We start from the raw sequence: 16,914 nt of genomic DNA, 5'->3' as shown, positions 1-16,914 counted from the left end.
ACGTCGTAAAAGGAGCGTTTTAAAATGAAAAAAATGATTAATAACCCAGATAATGTGATTGAGGAACTAATGTCTGGTTATCTAATTGCTTATCCAGAATATATTAGACGTTCTGAACTCCATAAGAGAGCTTTAATAGGCAAAAAGAGAAATGACAAAAGAAAAGTTAGCATATTGATAGGTGGCGGTTCGGGTCATGAACCAGCATTCTTAGGATATGTTGGTAAAGGTATGGCAGATGGTGTAGCCGTTGGAAATATTTTTGCTTCACCTTCGCCAATACCTATACAGGCAGTTACAAGAGAAATAAATCGTGACCATGGCGTACTTTATATCTATGGAAACTACGCAGGAGATTTAATGAATTTTGAAATGGCGAGTGAAATGACGGAAATTGAAGATGATATTGTGACTAAGGCAGTGATTGGTAATGATGACGTCGCTTCTTCCAAAGATATAGATGATCGCAGGGGGATTGCAGGAGAATTATTAGTTTATAAAGCGGCTGGTGCGGCTGCAGACTTTGGTTATGATTTAGAAGAAGTTAGACGTATTGCGCAATTGGCAAACGATCAAACGCGTTCAATGGGTATTGGTTTGAGTCCATGTTATTTGCCGCAAACAGGTAAACCAAGCTTTGATTTAAAAGATAATGAGATGGAAATCGGTTTAGGTCATCACGGTGAACCTGGTATTGAAAAAACAACAATTCGCACAGCTAAAGAAACGGTTCAAGTTATTATGCAAAATATTTTAAAAGAAGACATCTATCACGCTGAAGATGATGTTGTTGTCTTAATCAATGGTTTGGGCGCCACTTCACAAATGGAACTTTATATTATCAATAAAGAAGTAGATGCAATTTTAAAAGATAATCATATCAACACATACCTAACATTTATAGGGAATTTCATTACTTCAATGGAAATGGGTGGCTTTTCAATTACATTGATGAAAGTTGATGATACATTGAAGCGCTGTATAGATCATCCTATAGATTGTCCAAATTTCAAAGTCATTTAGGAGGAGCGCATTATGACATTAACAAATGAATCATTTAAAGCGTATATTTTAGCTTTAACCGAACTTTTTGAAAATAAAAAAGACGAACTTTGCGAATTGGATAGAAAAATTGGTGACGGTGACCATGGCGTAACGATGGATATCGGTTATCAAGCTGTTAAAGAAACAATTCAAAATGAATTGGCAGACCAAGATGATATTTCAAAAATTAGTGTAGCAGTTGGTAAGCGTTTCTTAGATGCTGTCGGTTCATCTGTCGGACCATTGTACGCTTCAGGCTATTTAAAAGGTGCCGTTGCTGTTAAAAATGAGACATCTTTAGATGATGAAGGTCTCTATCAATATTTGATTGCTTTTTGTAAAGGAATCCAGGATAGAGGTAAAGCTAAAATAGGCGATAAAACGATGATAGATACACTTGAACCTTTTTACAAATCATTAGAACATGCACAACAATCAGGTGAATCGTTTGCTGATGCATTTCAAGTAGCGTTAGGTGAAGCAAAACATGGTATGGAAAGTACTAAAGATATTGTATCGAATAAAGGAAGATCAAAACGTTTAGGATATCGTTCCCAAGGACATGTAGATCCTGGCGCAATGTCTGCCTATTTGATGCTAGATACATTTAAACCATTTATATAAGGTATGAAGAAAATTTAAGGAGGAATTTTAATGAAAATAGCAATTGGTGCAGACCATAATGGATATGATTTAAAAGAAGCGGTCAAAGCGCATGTTGAGCATTTAGGACATGTAGTTGAAGATTTTGGTTGTCATCAATGTGCTGAAACGGACTACCCTGATGTAGCGGCTGAAGTTGGAAAAAGCATTCAACAAGGTGAAAACGAACGCGGTATTTTGATTTGTGGTACGGGTATTGGTGTAGCAATTACTGCAAACAAAATAAAAGGCATACGTGCAGCATTAGCACACGATTATTATTCTGCGGAACGTGCACAATTAAGCAATAATGCACAGATTTTAACTATGGGGGCACAAATTATAGGTGTTGAAGTTGCTAAAAAAAATGTTGAAGCTTATCTTAATGTGAGTTGGGAAGGTGGTTCACAGCGCAAAGTTGATAAGATCGATAAAGTGGAAGAAAGTGAAAATAAGTAAAACATAACTGGATTAATAATATAAAGGCTAAGCATCCTATACTAGCGCTAAAAATAGGATGCTTAGTTTTTTAATTTGTAGTTATGTGATAAACAAGACGTGGTTATATATAAGGTAAAGCAAAGACGTCGTAGTATTTCTATATGTTTGAAGAATTGTCACTGTAATTTTAAGATAATTGTCATATAATATGCTTGAGGAGGATTATCTATGCGTAGAGTATTATATGCTTTTTTAATTTATACAGTTTTAGGCTTACTCAGTGGTTTCTATTATCGTGAATTGACGCTTGCACATCATTTCACTGGTGATACACAACTCGTTGTAGTACATACTCATACCCTTATATTAGGGATGTTTATGCATTTGATTTTATTGCCTGTTGTAAAAGTATTTAAACTAAGTAGTTATTATTTATTTAATTGGTTCTTTATTGTTTATAATATTGGCGTATTAACGACAATAGGTATGATGTTTACCAAAGGTACATACCAAGTCATTGGAATGACTGTGCCTGAATCTTTTGCGGGATATGCAGGTATAGGTCATACGATTTTAACTGCTGGCTTTATACTATTATTCTTCTTATTAAGAAATGCAATAGTGAAAGACCCAAGGGATTAATTAAAAAGCTGCTAACAATGCGTAAACCATTGTTGGCAGCTTTTGCTTTTTTATAAATAATTTTTATCTACAGTATTAGTAAAAATGAAACGAGATGGTACTATATTATTTTTTTGATTTTAATGCTTTATAAAAAATATCACGTTGTTTTTCTAAAGAAATAGGGTCATTATACTGTGTTTCTGTAACATCAAATTTAATCACCTGATTATCTTTAACTGCTGGTAGATTATTCCAATAATTAGTATTTTCGAACGGTGCAGGTTGATCACCATTTGTCGCAATAACTGCAAAATCGCCTATATAATCTTTGAAATTTTCAGGATTAATAGGTGTGGCAAATTTGTCTTGAGTTGCTTTTTCTAGCGCTTTAGGTTGCTTCATACCATAACCATCATATAAGATTTCTGTGCCTCTACCTAAATGATCACTAAATGCCATAGTACCTTTTGGAGTTTGTTGCAATACTGACACAGTCTTGCCTTTAATTAATGGTGACAATTCTTTTTTATCGTCGGCCATTTGTTTATCCCAGTCTTTAATCCATTGTTTAGCTTTCGACTCTTCATTGACTAAAGCGGCAAGTTTTTTTGCATGGTCTTTATAAGTAGATTTTTCTGAATCAAAAGCTACGGTTGGAGCAATTTTCTGTAATTTTTTAATATTTTTATCTTGTATTGTCGTTACGATAAGGTCCGGTTTTTGTTTAGTAACTTGTTCAACACTGGTATTATCAATACGCTTAATGCCTTTTGTAACATCATTTAATACTTTGTTTTTCTCTACAAATTCTGGTACGGCAATCGGCTTATGGCCAAATTTTACCAATGCGCCGATATAAGTTGGGTGTAAAACAGCAATTCTTTTAGGGTTTTTAGGAATTTTAACTTCTTTACCTGTATCATCCTTAAAAGATTTTTCAGTGGATTTATTTTCACTATCGTTCTTTTTACTTGAATCTTGTGTGCTGCAAGCGCCTACAAATAATGTCAAACAAATTAAAATTAATAACAATTTCTTCACAGATTAACAGCTCGTAAATTTTAAGAATTTTGAAAATTAAAAGGTTTTCATTGATAATCGTTATCAATTATAGCATAATGTAGGAAAGACACAAGCTGAATTTTGGGAGGATGCTTTATGGATGATGTTATTATAATTGGCGGAGGTCCTGCAGGATTATTTGCTAGTTTCTATTCAGGCTTAAGGGGTATGCGTGTGCGTATTATAGATATCCAGGATAAACTTGGTGGTAAAATGCATGTATATCCAGAAAAGATTATTTGGGATATTGGTGGATTAGCTCCAAAACCTTGTTTTGAAGTAATTCAAGATACAGTTAAGCAAGGTTTGCATTTTGAACCAGAAGTAAATTTAGAAGAACGTGTGATTGATATCAGGAAAATAGAACAACAACACTTTGAAGTTGAAACTGATAAAGGTAATGTATTTTCTAGTAAATCAGTTATTATTGCGATTGGTGGCGGCATCATTAATCCGAAGCAACTCGATATTAAGGATGCAGAGAGATACAAATTGACAAATTTACATTACGTCGTTCAGTCATTAAAAAAATTCAAAGACAAACATGTATTGATTTCAGGAGCTGGCAATTCAGCATTGGATTGGGCAAATGATTTAAGTGGCTATGCTAAAAGTGTAACGCTAATATATAGAAAAGCTGATATTAAAGGTTATGAAGTCATGAAAGAAAAATTGGAACAATTAAACGTTAAAAAATTACCGAATACACATATACATCAATTAATTGGTGATGAAACGCAAACGCAGATTGAGCAAGTCATCTTAGAGAATATTGAAACTGGGGAACATACTGTAAAATCATTTGATGATGTCATCATTAGTCATGGCTTTGATAGAGAGAACACATTACTTGAACAATCTTCTGCTAAAGTGGATATGTTTAATGAATATAGCATTAAGGGCTTTGGTAATACTGCTACAAGCATCGATGGTCTATATGCATGTGGTGACATTATTTATCATGAAGCTAAAGCACATTTAATTGCAAGTGCATTTAGTGACGCTGCGAATGCAGCTAACCTAGCTAAACTTTATATAGAACCAAAAGCAAAAGCAGAAGGCTATGTTTCTAGCCATAATGAGATTTTCAAAGAATCTAATAAGGTAGTTATGAAAAAATATTTATAGCTTACAGCACATGATGCTTTTTAAACGACAGCGGAAAAACCGTTGTCGATTTTTTTATACAAAAAGCATTATTTATATGAAGGATAGTTTGAGAATTATTACAGACTATATCATAATATAGAAAACATAAGTTATAGGAGATGTGGCACGATGATAGAGATAAAGCATGAAGCACCTAGTGTAGTTGATTATAGAAATTTGCGAAAAGTAGCAGGGTTAAGTGAGAAATCACAAAAAGCTGCGGAAAAGGGCATTAGCAATGCATGTTTTAATGTGACCATATATCATGGAACAGACTTGATAGGTATGGGACGTGTCATCGGTGATGGTGGTACAGCATTTCAAATTATTGATATTGCTGTAAACCCTGAGTTTCAAGGACAAGGTTATGGTAAAACGATTATGTCGCATATCATGTCATATGTAGAAAATGAAGCTGAAGAAGGTACTTATGTTAGTTTAATGGCTGATTATCCAGCAGATCAATTTTACGCACAATATGGATTTATCACTACAGAACCTCATTCTTGTGGTATGTATATCAAATTTTAAGCATAGTATGGCAATAAAAAATAAAAAAGGGTGAGTCGCATTATGGCGATTCACCCTTATGTGTGTCAGTTTATAAATTATTTTGATTCATGAATATTTGCATCTGTGGCATTTGTTCTAGAACGTAAATCAGCTTCAATTTCTTCTAAACTACGACCACGTGTTTCAGGTAAGTATTTGATGACAAATATTAGTGCACAAATCCCGATCACTGCAAAAATTAAAAATACTTGTTCTACAGGTAAGACTTCAGTCAATATTGGGAAGAATTGAGCAACTAATAAACTTCCGATTGACAATACTAATGCTGCGGCACCCGTTGCGGCACCACGTGCACGCATAGGGAATAACTCTGGTAACATTACCCATAATACAGGTCCCCAAGTAAAACCAAAGAATATAATGAATAACGTTAAACAAGCCACGATAATCCAAGCAGAAGATTGAATACCAATTGTCCAAATTAATACGGCCATAATAAGTAATGAAGCAACCATGCCAATATTACCAATGACTAATAAGCGTTTACGATCAATTTTATCAATAATCATAATTGCAACAATCGTAATGATAACGTTCACAGTACCAATACCAACAGTACCTAAAATAGAAGTAGCATCGCCTAATCCTGCTTTACTAAAGATAGAAGGTGCATAATATATAATGGCGTTAATACCGATAATCTGTTGTAGCAAAGCAAATATACAACCAATAATCAGTGTTGGACGTAACCATGGTGATTTTAAAACATTCCATGTACTTTCAGAGATACTATTAATTTCTTTCATATCTGCGATTTCTTTATCGATTTCGCTGTCCTTAAATGTTAATTTCATAACATCACGTGCTGCTTTTTCACTTCTATGTTCAAGTAACCATCTAGGACTTTCAGGCATAAATGCGACACCAATTAATAAAATAAGTGACGGTACAACTGCAAGACCTAACATCCATCTCCAACCTTCGATAGGTGTGAAAGCATAGTTGATTAAATATGAAGATAAGATACCAATCGTAATCATTAATTGGTTTAAAGAACTTAAAGAACCACGTTGTTCCGTAGGTGCCATTTCAGATAAATAAACTGGAACAATGGCAGTAGAGCCACCAACAGCCAATCCGATAACTAAACGACCTATAACTAATACGGGCATTGAAGGTGCTAATGCTAAGATAAGTGCACCAACAATATAAACAATAGCTATCACAAATACCACACGTCTACGGCCAAGTCTGTCAGATAATGGCCCACTTGCACCAGAACCAAAGATGGCACCGACAAGCATAGATGCAACAACCAATCCTTCTGTAACACTATTCAATGGTATATCATCTTTTATAAATAATAGAGCACCCGATATTACTCCCATGTCGTAACCATAGAGTAAACCTCCCAATGCACCAAGGAAAAAGATGAGTTTTTTATCTACTTTAATTTCCATAAAAACCCTCCTGATAAGTTTCGATATCAATAAGTATACGCTTTCATATTTTGGTTGTAAATATTAAAATATAAGATTTTTATTTATTCATATCTATTTATATTAGATATCATTTTATTCATATACGAATAAAAAAGGGACGCGTTTAAATCAATAAAAAAATAAACCTTAATTTCCTTTTTAAAAGAAAATTAAGGTTTATGTTAAGGATTAAGCATTAAAATCAATGACGATTCTACCTGAATTATTATCTTCAAGTACTTGTTTAATATTATCTTCAATATCATTAAAGTGGATTACTTTTTTAATATCATGTAAGTTATCTGGTTTTAAATCTTTAGCTAAACGGCGCCAGATATGTTTGCGTTGTCTCGTTTCAGTATAAACTGAATCAATACCTATAATACTTACGCCTCTCAAGATAAATGGAAATACTGAGCTATCAAATTTTGCACCTGCTGTCATACCAATAACAGCAACCATACCATTGTAATCCAATTGTTTCACGATTTGTGATAAACTCTCTCCGCCAACTGGGTCAATGACACCTTGCCAAGTTCGTTTGCCAAGTGCTTTTTGATCGCTATTAGCAATGCGGGAAATAACTTCTTTAGCACCAAGCGCTTTTAGTTTGTCCTCTGCACCTTTTTTGCCAGTACTAGCAATAACATCAAATCCAATTGAATCTAACATCATAATCGCTAATGTACCAACACCTCCGGTAGCACCACGTACGAGTATATCTTTCTTTTCGATAGAAAGGCCGTTATGTTCTAACTTTTCAATAGCTAATCCAGCTGTATATCCAGCTGTACCATAAATCATTGCTTCTTCTAATGTTAAATCCTTTGGTAATGGTACAATCCATTCTTCTTTAACACGTGCATATTCACTAAAACCACCAAAATGGCTAGTCCCTAAGTCATAACCCGTAACGATGACTTCATCGCCTTTTTCGAAAGCATGTGTATCTGAATGTTCTACAACACCAGCTAAATCAATACCTGGAATCATTGGATAAGAAGAAACAATTTTTGAATTTTCTACTGTAGCAAGCGCATCTTTATAATTGATTCCAGAATATTTTACTTTAATAAGTACATCGCCTTCTGGTAGATCATCTACTGAAATATCTTTATATTGATTCACGACTTTGCCGTCTTGTTCATCGACTACAAAGGCTTTGAATGTGTTAGTCATTACTGAATGGCACTCCCTTATGTATAAAAATTACGAAGAATTAAAAAACAAGACCTACTTTATCATGTAATTGAATATTACACAATAAGCCAAACCTAGAGTATTTATAAGAAAGCGTTTTAATTTAAAAAAACTTTTAAATTACATAAAATTCGTAGATTTATTCTATACAAAGTGAATAAGTTAGAACTGAGTCAGGTGCTTTTTAAAATAGTAACCTGTCTTCGACTTTAGTATAATGACAATAAAATATAATGTGGGGTGAAAGCGGAATGGATCAATCTATAGAAATGGTTAAACTAGATGAAGTTAAAGTATTAAGAGAATTAAGTATCACTACGTTTAGGACGACGTTTAAGCATGGTGAATATACAGATGAAGATTTCGACGCATACTTTGATGAGGCTTATGCAGAAGATCAATTACTACAAGAGTTAAAAGATGACAATTCATTCACTTATTTCTATAAGGAAAATCGCGACATTGTTGGATATTTTAAATTAAACATTAATGAAGCACAAACTGAACCAAAGGGGGATGCGTATCTTGAGATTCAACGTATCTACTTTTTACCACATGCCCAAGGTGGTGGGCGGGGCAAACAAGTAATTGAGTTTGCCACTGCGAAAGCGCGTGAATTAAATAAAAAGAAAATATGGTTAGGCGTGTGGGAACATAATGCACAGGCTTTTAATTTTTATAAAAAGCAAGGATTGTCGGTGACAGGTGAACATCAATTTTATACAGGGAATGTTGTAGATACCGACTTGATAATGGAGAGAGACATCTGACCTAGGTATGTTAATTTGACATGTGTAACGATTTAAATTGTCGAAGATGTGTAATCTATCAATATAAACTTAAAAATTCTTTTGATTTTGTTAAATTTATATTTTCTTTTGAAAGAATTTTGATGAAAGATGTTCATTTTTGAATTTATAGTGAATAACATAATAATTCTCATCAACCCTAAATGGTAGCGTGATACATACTAAGTAACCTTTGGGTCATGAGTATTATAAATTCAAGGAGGTTTTCATATATGAAAAAATTATTAGCAGGGTTTTTGACATTATCATTAGCACTAGTTGCTTGTTCAAATGGTAGTGATGATGACAGCAGTAAAAAGGATGATAGTTCAAAAGACAATCAATCTTCTGAGGATAAGTCCAAAGATTCTAAGAACGATGACAAAAAGAACAATGATTCTGATAAAGACAAAGATAACAATTCAGATTCAGACAAAAATTCAGATAGTAAATCTGATGACAGTAGTTCAAGTGATCGCAATAATGGAGATGATGAAAACAGCTCGGATAATGCGTCAGTTTCAGATAGTTCATCAAGTAACAATGACAGTAACGCAAATAGTGATGGCTCAAGTTCAAATGCTGATGGAGATAATGCATCAGGAAACAATGACAATGCTAACAATGCCACATCTTCAGAAAGTAATGGCAACGAGAATGGTACTATGAATGATACTAATGGTAGTAATTCAAATGATAATGCAAGTGCAGATGCAAATAATGGTGCTTCTAGTGCCAACACATCGCAATACGTAGCGCCGTATCAAGGTCAAAATGCAGTGCCAGTAGCACAAAATATTACATCTGGTACACCTGATTCACAAGCTGCATTACAAAACTTACCGAATTTCCAAAATGCTTTAGATAATGCTACAACTGAAGTGAATGGTTTAAATGGACAATCTAATCCATATAATGATTATGCAATTGAAGGTAGCGAAGGAAATTATAGCTATATCTTCAGTTTCCAAAATCAAGCGCAACCTGGAACATATACAATAGCTACAGTTGATCAACAAGGTACTGTTAGAGTAGTGGACCCTGCTTATCAACAATAATATTGAATTTAGGTTTAGAAAAAGTGAGCCAGTCTTTTAATGAAGTCTGGCTCACTTTTTTGTTTGTTATTTAGTTATGACATAGTCTCAATTACTTAGATTTAATACATTTATGAATGATGTGAGAAATTGTTTCAAAGGCATGATTATCTTTATTAATAAATTCAGTATGATGAACATCTTTCATTTGATGACTGATTAAATCATTTAACAATGCTTTTGAATCACTATAACGTACAGTTGATAATGCGTGCATCACGTCATCATATACACCACGTTCTGTTACATATTTTTCATGATCTGGTGTATATTGACATACAACTTTATCTATCGATAGGGCATCAAATATAATCGATGAATAATCAGTCAATACAATATCAGATACTAACAATAAATCTTGAACTTCAATATGCGTAGGTGCAATGATTGCATTTTCAGGCATATAATCTGATTGATCTTCAATATGTCCTTTGAATATCACATTATATTTGTTAAGTAACCCGTCACTTATAGGCAATAAATCAACTTCATCAAAATGTGAGTGCCAAGTTGGAACATATAATAGTGTTTCTTTGTCAGGATTCAATTTAAGTTCTTGTTTGATGAAAGAAATATAATGTTTATCAGATTGTTTGTCCATTAAATATCTAACTCTTGGATAGCCACAATTTAAAATATGAGTTTGTTGTTGTGGAAAAGCAGATTTAAAGTGTTCAATAATTGGGGCACAGTCACTGATAAAATAATCTTGCTGTAACCATTTATTATATTTACGTGCTCGATAATTGTAAATGTTAAGATTTTGCGTCGGTTCCATACTGTCTAAAAACAATTTTTTTATAGGTGTGCCATGCCATAGTTGGATAATGGTACCATTTGGTTTTAAATTGTCTGGAATATAGCTTTCCAAAATAACAACCTGGGCACTTTCTATGAGAGACTTGGTTTTAGGGTCATCTGGTTTTATAAAATTGGGTCCATTTACATCATTCGTAATGAAATATATGGGTAACTTAGAAAAATGTTTTGCAAAGTGATTGAACAAATAGCGAGAATTACCTCTGAAACCATAATCAAAACCTAAGAATACAATATGGTCTTTAATGTTTGATTTATCTTTTTCATATATATAGCTCATATTTTGGTGTTTCTTTACAAAGTGATTTTGAATCATTTTAAATAACCAATGTGGTAATTTAAAATGCGTGCGATTTAAACATTTGTCAGTAAAACGCATTTGATCAGGAGCCAATATTTCGTTGTTTTTAAAGGGCAACGGGTGATTATGCGTATAAGCTAATTTGTTTAAATTGAATTTTGTAGTATTTAATGGCGTTAGATTTTTAATATCATGCCAAATGCGCTTACTTGTTATAAATTCAGAATTAAAGTTAAAAACGACATGACTATCTGTTATGACATCATCTTGCATTAAAGATATCAAAGCCAAATCGAATATATTATTAATATCGTAATTATTTAAGATAGATTGTGTTGTTTCTATATGATATATCACATTTGGAAAATGATTAATATTTTCTATCCAATCATTAAATGTAATGTCTGATTTACCGAAGTATGTGCAATCGTTGATATATTGATTTTTCACTGTATAGTCCGCTACAATCGTACACGGTTTTAATGATACAGCCTCAAGCATGGGTTGATATATGTCTATGCTGTCATTTATTAAGACAAAGTGTGTACAGTCTTCGTGTCTAGCTTTCTCCAGCTCAGATTCTAAATCATGAACTGCAGTAATTTCAATTTGTTTTATCATGAATATCCCTCTACTTAATAGTTAATAATCTTATTTTACCATGTTGCGTACGTGAGACAAAAGATATCCGTGAATAAAAAACCCCGAGCAAAACTCACTATATTTAAATTTATTCTTTACAGCAATGTAAATTAAATGTAATTATAGGGTATGAGTTGTAGCATTTAAAAATAATATTTTAAATTTTTATTGAATTTGGTAGAAAAAATGCTATAATTTAATTGTGAAAAAAATCACAATAAGGAATCGTTTTTATACACAATCATAAATATATGTAGAAAGTAGAAGTGAGTCAAAATGTTTGTAGATACGTTTAACCCCTTTGATAACGTCCTGTTATCATCAATTGTTGCAGCAGTGCCGATTGTTTTATTTCTTTTATGTTTAACTATTTTTAAAATGAAAGGCATTTATGCATCAATCACAACTGTTGTTGTTACAGTTATTATTGCTATCGTCTTCTTTAAACTACCTGTAAATATTGCATCAGGTGCTGTTGTAGAAGGATTTTTCCAAGGGATTATACCCATTGGTTATATCGTTGTAATGGCAGTTTTACTTTATAAGATTACGAATGAAACTGGTCAATTCGATACGATTCAAGATAGTATATCGAGCATTTCTCAGGACCAACGTATTCAATTGCTATTAATTGGATTCGCATTTAATGGATTTTTAGAAGGTGCTGCTGGATTTGGTGTACCTATCGCTATTTGTGCTTTATTACTTACACAATTAGGATTTGCGCCATTGCAAGCTGCCATGTTGTGTTTGATTGCAAACGCTTCAGCAGGTGCTTTTGGTGCCATTGGTTTACCAGTTACAGTTATAGACACATTAGGTTTACACGATAGTGTGACAGGTATGGCAGTTTCTTCTATGTCTGCTTTAACACTTGTGCTTATGAATATGCTTATTCCATTTTTATTAATATGGATTATAGACGGATTTAAAGGTATTAAAGAAACACTACCAGCGATACTTGTAGTTGCGATTACTTTCACTGTTTTACAAGCAATCATTACGGTGTTTATAGGCCCAGAATTAGCAGATATCATACCACCATTAGGTGCAATGATGGCACTTGCAATATTTTCTAAAAAATTCCAGCCAAAACATATCTTTAGAATTAATAAAGATGAAGAACCTCCAAAAATCAGCAAACATCAACCTAAAGAGATTATTTATGCATGGAGTCCATTCGTCATTTTAACAGTAGTTGTAATGATTTGGAGTGCATCTTTCTTTAAAGCGTTGTTTGTTCCAGGTGGTGCGCTAGAATCATTCGTGTTCAACATTGCACTACCAGGTACATATAGTGAAATCGCTAATAAGGCGATCACATTACCGTTAAACATCATAGGTCAAACAGGAACAGCTATTTTAATCGTTATTGTTATTACAATTTTGATGTCCAATAAAGTACATTTTAAAGATGGTGTGCGTTTATTCAAGAACGCATTTAAAGAGTTATGGTTACCAATCATTACGATTTGTTTTATTTTAGTTATTTCTAAATTAATGACTTATGCAGGTTTGAGTAATGCAGTAGGTGAGGGAATTGCGAAAACAGGTAGTATTTTCCCATTATTATCACCAATTTTAGGTTGGATTGGTGTATTCTTAACTGGTTCAGTTACGAATAACAATACTTTATTTGCGCCAATTCAAGCCGCGGTAGCAAGCAATATTGGTGCAAGTGGTGCGTTACTTGTTTCTGCAAATACCGTGGGTGGTGTTGCAGCAAAATTAATTTCACCTCAATCAATCGCTATTGCAACAGCCTCTGTACAACAAGTAGGTAAAGAATCAGAATTACTTAAAATGACACTTCGTTATAGTGTGGCTTTACTGGTTTTCGTATGTATTTGGACTTTCTTATTAAATATATTTATATAGAAAAAACAGATATTAATTTCAAATGGATTTATTTTTAATAGCTTATTATAAAACAAACGCCTACAAAGTAGTCATATGTATGTCTACTTTGTAGGCGTTTTTGCATTGTGTAAGGTGAAAATCCTATGATTGTCGGTTTATCTAATGTCTAAGTATCAAGCATATGTCTAAAAGAAAGATAGATTGCATTTGGCCCATAAGTCTCAACCGTTTGATAACCATTTTCGATAATAACTTGATCCTTAAATTCTTGGTTAATGAGACGGCGTAGTTTGTTTGCTAAAGCGTCTACATTGCCATGTTCAATTAAATAGCCATTTACATTATTTTGAATAATTGATTCAGGACCAGCATTTCCGTCAAAGCTTACTACGACACTGCCTTGATTCATTGCTTCTAATATAACCATGCCAAACCCTTCATTGCGGGATGGAATAACTGTCAGTTCGCTTTTAGCTAATTTTTCATTTAATTGATGTGTTGCGCCTTGAAGAAAAACAATATCCTCTAAGTTATTTTTACGAATCAACTTGGATAAGTTGTCTCGTTCTTTACCATCACCATATATGTGGACCTGATATCCAAATTGCCTCATATTTTCTTGAATTAGATTAATACTGTCAATCAATAAATCAAAGCCTTTTTCGTATTCTAAACGTCCGGCGGCACTAATATTTTTAACTTTTTGTTCTTGTAAGCGTGTTTCATTGATAATATTTGGGATTACAAAAGTAGGGATGTGTATGTAATCTTGATATTTTACTTTATCAGTTTCAGTTAATGTTGTTAATTTGTCTAGATTTTTATAGGCATTAATGATTTCTTGTTGATATGCTTCTGGATGCGCATCAAAATTCATGTGCTCCATACCAATTTTTTCACATTTCATAGGCGCATGTTGAGCAATAAGTATATTAAAACTTGCGCGTGTCCCAATTAGGACATCGGTATTAACGTGTTTAATTGCTTTAATCATTTTCTTTTCTATATAATGTGAAAATTGATTAAGACCAGGTTCGTGTTGGGAAATATACTTGGGTTTCGATAAGGATGTCCATTTAGTAATACGATTAAATAAGATATCTTTAAAATTAAAGGGATGTAATTGGTAGTTAACTAAGGGCTTAACTTTAATGGATGGATTGATATCAAAATAAGGTGATGTGTCTCCTTTAAAAACGGAAATAATTTCCACGTGATGTCCTTTTTCAGCTAGAACATTAGCGATTTGGGAAATCGATTTTACCGTTCCACCCATCGCATAAATATTATGCATAAAAAAAGTGATTGATTTCATAAAAACCTCCAAGCGTACTTTACTTAAATTGAAATCCATTATATCACGAAATGTGTGGTGGATTTCTTTATTTTCTTTGTTTATAAAACGTTGTGATAAATAAAGTATACCTCGTTTTAATAAGTATAATCATCAAAATATGATATATTCTAGTTAACACTTATTAACAAAATTTGTGTAAAATTACTGAAACCCCTTTTTTCATGCGATAATTACGTATATAATTAGAGAGGTATGAAGTAATTGTGTTATTGCGTTAAATACATAAATGGCAATAAGACGAATTTTTTATTTTTAAGTTATAGAAAACGCTTTACTAAATTAGTGAACGTATTATAAAAGTAAAGATAACGTTTCTATTAAACACATATAAAAGGGGGACTGTATTTGTTATGAGTACACAACATAGCAAAACAGATGTCATCTTAATTGGTGGCGGTATCATGAGCGCAACACTAGGGACGATTTTAAAAGAAATCGCTCCTGAGAAAGAAATTAAGATGTATGAAAGGTTATCAACACCTGCTGAAGAAAGTTCGAATGCGTGGAATAATGCGGGCACAGGGCACTCTGCATTATGTGAATTGAACTATACGAGCGAAAATAAAGACGGCACAATTGATATCAAAAAAGCGGTTAAAATCAATGAACAATTTCAAGTTTCCAAACAGTTTTGGAGCTATCTAGTGAAACAAGGGCAACTCGATTATCCAGAAGCATTTATTAAACCAGTGCCTCACATGAGCTTTGTTCAAGGGATTAAAAATGTAGACTTTTTGAAAAGACGTGTAGAAAGACTAAATAAAAACATTTTATTTAGTAATATGGAAATCACGGACGATAAAGATAAGATAACTGAATGGACGCCTTTAATTATGGAAGGACGTACGTCTAATATCCCCATGGCGATTAGTTATGATAAAACAGGTACAGATGTTAACTTCAGTGCATTGACTAAAAAATTATTTGAAAATTTAGAAGATAAAGATGTAGCATTAAATTATAAACACGAAGTTGAAGACATTAAACAGCGTAAAGACGGTGTTTGGGAAGTGAAAGTTAAAAATCTTGATACAAACACTATAGAAATTGTAGAAAGCGACTTTGTATTTATCGGTGCAGGTGGCGCAAGTTTACCATTATTACAAAAAACAGGCATCAAAGAATCTAAACATATAGGAGGATTCCCAGTTAGTGGGCTCTTCTTAGTGTGTAGAGATGAAGCGATTACCAAAAAACATTTAGCTAAAGTATACGGTAAGGCACCAGTCGGCGCGCCGCCAATGTCTGTACCACATTTAGATACACGCTATATAGATGGTAAACGCACAATTTTATTTGGACCTTTTGCTGGTTTTTCACCGAAGTTTTTAAAAACAGGTTCAAATATGGATTTAATCAAGTCTGTTAAACCTAATAACATAATTACCATGCTTTCTGCGGGAATTAAAGAGATGAATTTAACGAAATATCTTATTTCACAACTTACCTTATCCAACGAAGAACGTATGGAAGATTTACGTCAATTTGTACCGAACGCAAAGAGTGAGGATTGGGAAGTTGTTGTTGCAGGACAAAGAGTACAAGTAATCAAAGATACTGATCAAGGTAAAGGTACCTTACAATTCGGTACAGAAGTCATCACTTCTGAAGATGGCTCATTATCTGCATTACTTGGTGCTTCACCTGGCGCTTCTACGGCGGTAGATATTATGTTAGATTTATTGAAACGTTGCTATAGAGATGAATTTGAAGGTTGGGAAGAAAAAATTAAAGAAATGGTTCCTTCTTTCGGTATGAAATTATCTGAGAATGAAGCACTTTATACGCAATTAAACAAAGAGATTACGAAATATCTTAAAATTAACTAGAGTTATTGGTGATTAAGGATGACAAATAAATAAGCCATGAACTAATGAAGTAGAAATTGTGCATT

General features: G+C 33.2%; 15 protein-coding genes. 10 read left to right on the top strand and 5 right to left on the bottom strand.

The features are described 5' to 3' along the window. Nucleotides 1-24: 24 nt before the first annotated feature. The 4 genes from ACM595_RS06885 to ACM595_RS06870 all read left to right on the top strand — a co-directional run bounded on the left by ACM595_RS06885 (nt 25) and on the right by ACM595_RS06870 (nt 2,769). Nucleotides 25-1,023, top strand: coding sequence for a dihydroxyacetone kinase subunit DhaK (locus ACM595_RS06885; RefSeq protein WP_419744236.1), 999 nt, complete (start codon nt 25-27; stop codon nt 1,021-1,023). Between the two features lie 12 nt (nt 1,024-1,035). Continuing rightward, complete coding sequence (gene dhaL, locus ACM595_RS06880) at nt 1,036-1,668, top strand: dihydroxyacetone kinase subunit DhaL (RefSeq protein ID WP_115338407.1); 633 nt, start codon at nt 1,036-1,038, stop codon at nt 1,666-1,668. Between the two features lie 30 nt (nt 1,669-1,698). Further along, complete coding sequence (gene rpiB / locus ACM595_RS06875; RefSeq protein ID WP_002482477.1) at nt 1,699-2,145, top strand: ribose 5-phosphate isomerase B; 447 nt, start codon at nt 1,699-1,701, stop codon at nt 2,143-2,145. Nucleotides 2,146-2,355: 210 nt separating this feature from the next. Continuing rightward, nucleotides 2,356-2,769, top strand: coding sequence for a DUF2871 domain-containing protein (locus ACM595_RS06870; protein WP_002482478.1), 414 nt, complete (start codon nt 2,356-2,358; stop codon nt 2,767-2,769). A 105-nt stretch (nt 2,770-2,874) separates the two neighbouring features. Here the strand turns inward: ACM595_RS06870 and ACM595_RS06865 are convergent, their stop codons facing one another. Then, entirely contained in the window at nt 2,875-3,792 is a 918-nt protein-coding gene (locus ACM595_RS06865) for an ABC transporter substrate-binding protein (RefSeq protein ID WP_069821553.1), read from the bottom strand. A gap of 117 nt (nt 3,793-3,909) precedes the next feature. On the opposite strand from ACM595_RS06865, the gene ACM595_RS06860 reads away from it, so the two are divergent. Both ACM595_RS06860 and ACM595_RS06855 read left to right on the top strand, forming a co-directional pair. Then, complete coding sequence (locus ACM595_RS06860; protein WP_002482481.1) at nt 3,910-4,941, top strand: NAD(P)/FAD-dependent oxidoreductase; 1,032 nt, start codon at nt 3,910-3,912, stop codon at nt 4,939-4,941. Between the two features lie 150 nt (nt 4,942-5,091). Then, the gene (locus tag ACM595_RS06855; protein WP_037537807.1) at nt 5,092-5,493 is read left to right on the top strand and encodes a GNAT family N-acetyltransferase; all 402 of its coding nucleotides are present in this window, start codon (nt 5,092-5,094) and stop codon (nt 5,491-5,493) included. A gap of 77 nt (nt 5,494-5,570) precedes the next feature. Here ACM595_RS06855 and ACM595_RS06850 read toward each other — a convergent pair whose 3' ends face one another. Both ACM595_RS06850 and ACM595_RS06845 read right to left on the bottom strand, forming a co-directional pair. Next, the gene (locus tag ACM595_RS06850) at nt 5,571-6,935 is read right to left on the bottom strand and encodes a sugar porter family MFS transporter (protein ID WP_002482483.1); all 1,365 of its coding nucleotides are present in this window, start codon (nt 6,933-6,935) and stop codon (nt 5,571-5,573) included. A gap of 210 nt (nt 6,936-7,145) precedes the next feature. Next, on the bottom strand, nt 7,146-8,135 hold the full coding sequence (locus ACM595_RS06845; protein WP_419744235.1) for an acryloyl-CoA reductase: 990 nt from the start codon (nt 8,133-8,135) through the stop codon (nt 7,146-7,148). A 272-nt stretch (nt 8,136-8,407) separates the two neighbouring features. On the opposite strand from ACM595_RS06845, the gene ACM595_RS06840 reads away from it, so the two are divergent. Further along, on the top strand, nt 8,408-8,926 hold the full coding sequence (locus ACM595_RS06840; protein ID WP_115338408.1) for a GNAT family N-acetyltransferase: 519 nt from the start codon (nt 8,408-8,410) through the stop codon (nt 8,924-8,926). Nucleotides 8,927-9,177: 251 nt separating this feature from the next. Further along, nucleotides 9,178-10,002, top strand: a complete 825-nt coding sequence (locus ACM595_RS06835; RefSeq protein WP_069821551.1) for a hypothetical protein — start codon at nt 9,178-9,180, stop codon at nt 10,000-10,002. Nucleotides 10,003-10,093: 91 nt separating this feature from the next. Here the strand turns inward: ACM595_RS06835 and ACM595_RS06830 are convergent, their stop codons facing one another. Continuing rightward, complete coding sequence (locus ACM595_RS06830; protein WP_115338409.1) at nt 10,094-11,782, bottom strand: CDP-glycerol glycerophosphotransferase family protein; 1,689 nt, start codon at nt 11,780-11,782, stop codon at nt 10,094-10,096. 297 nt (nt 11,783-12,079) lie between these two features. On the opposite strand from ACM595_RS06830, the gene ACM595_RS06825 reads away from it, so the two are divergent. Next, nucleotides 12,080-13,681 (top strand): L-lactate permease, encoded by a 1,602-nt coding sequence (locus ACM595_RS06825; protein WP_011302489.1) that lies wholly within the window; start codon nt 12,080-12,082, stop codon nt 13,679-13,681. A 148-nt stretch (nt 13,682-13,829) separates the two neighbouring features. On the opposite strand, the gene ACM595_RS06820 is transcribed toward ACM595_RS06825, so the two are convergent. Further along, nucleotides 13,830-14,978 (bottom strand): glycosyltransferase family 4 protein, encoded by a 1,149-nt coding sequence (locus tag ACM595_RS06820; RefSeq protein WP_037537812.1) that lies wholly within the window; start codon nt 14,976-14,978, stop codon nt 13,830-13,832. A gap of 392 nt (nt 14,979-15,370) precedes the next feature. Between ACM595_RS06820 and mqo the strand changes: the two genes are divergently transcribed. Beyond that, nucleotides 15,371-16,849, top strand: a complete 1,479-nt coding sequence (mqo, locus tag ACM595_RS06815) for a malate dehydrogenase (quinone) (RefSeq protein ID WP_069838167.1) — start codon at nt 15,371-15,373, stop codon at nt 16,847-16,849. Nucleotides 16,850-16,914 lie beyond the last annotated feature (65 nt).

Origin of the sequence: Staphylococcus sp. LKG3-1, from assembly GCF_048568385.1 — a bacterium.
Lineage (GTDB): Bacteria > Bacillota > Bacilli > Staphylococcales > Staphylococcaceae > Staphylococcus > Staphylococcus saprophyticus.
This window is presented reverse-complemented; position numbering and strand designations above follow the sequence as displayed.

Coding starts and splice junctions, on each gene's coding strand:
- ACM595_RS06830 (WP_115338409.1), bottom strand. CDS start 11,782: ATGATAAAACAAATTGAAATTACTGCAGTTCATGATTTAGAATCTGAG.
- ACM595_RS06820 (WP_037537812.1), bottom strand. CDS start 14,978: ATGAAATCAATCACTTTTTTTATGCATAATATTTATGCGATGGGTGGA.
- mqo (WP_069838167.1), top strand. CDS start 15,371: ATGAGTACACAACATAGCAAAACAGATGTCATCTTAATTGGTGGCGGT.
- ACM595_RS06860 (WP_002482481.1), top strand. CDS start 3,910: ATGGATGATGTTATTATAATTGGCGGAGGTCCTGCAGGATTATTTGCT.
- ACM595_RS06850 (WP_002482483.1), bottom strand. CDS start 6,935: ATGGAAATTAAAGTAGATAAAAAACTCATCTTTTTCCTTGGTGCATTG.
- dhaL (WP_115338407.1), top strand. CDS start 1,036: ATGACATTAACAAATGAATCATTTAAAGCGTATATTTTAGCTTTAACC.
- ACM595_RS06845 (WP_419744235.1), bottom strand. CDS start 8,135: ATGACTAACACATTCAAAGCCTTTGTAGTCGATGAACAAGACGGCAAA.
- rpiB (WP_002482477.1), top strand. CDS start 1,699: ATGAAAATAGCAATTGGTGCAGACCATAATGGATATGATTTAAAAGAA.
- ACM595_RS06855 (WP_037537807.1), top strand. CDS start 5,092: ATGATAGAGATAAAGCATGAAGCACCTAGTGTAGTTGATTATAGAAAT.
- ACM595_RS06835 (WP_069821551.1), top strand. CDS start 9,178: ATGAAAAAATTATTAGCAGGGTTTTTGACATTATCATTAGCACTAGTT.
- ACM595_RS06870 (WP_002482478.1), top strand. CDS start 2,356: ATGCGTAGAGTATTATATGCTTTTTTAATTTATACAGTTTTAGGCTTA.
- ACM595_RS06825 (WP_011302489.1), top strand. CDS start 12,080: ATGTTTGTAGATACGTTTAACCCCTTTGATAACGTCCTGTTATCATCA.
- ACM595_RS06840 (WP_115338408.1), top strand. CDS start 8,408: ATGGATCAATCTATAGAAATGGTTAAACTAGATGAAGTTAAAGTATTA.
- ACM595_RS06885 (WP_419744236.1), top strand. CDS start 25: ATGAAAAAAATGATTAATAACCCAGATAATGTGATTGAGGAACTAATG.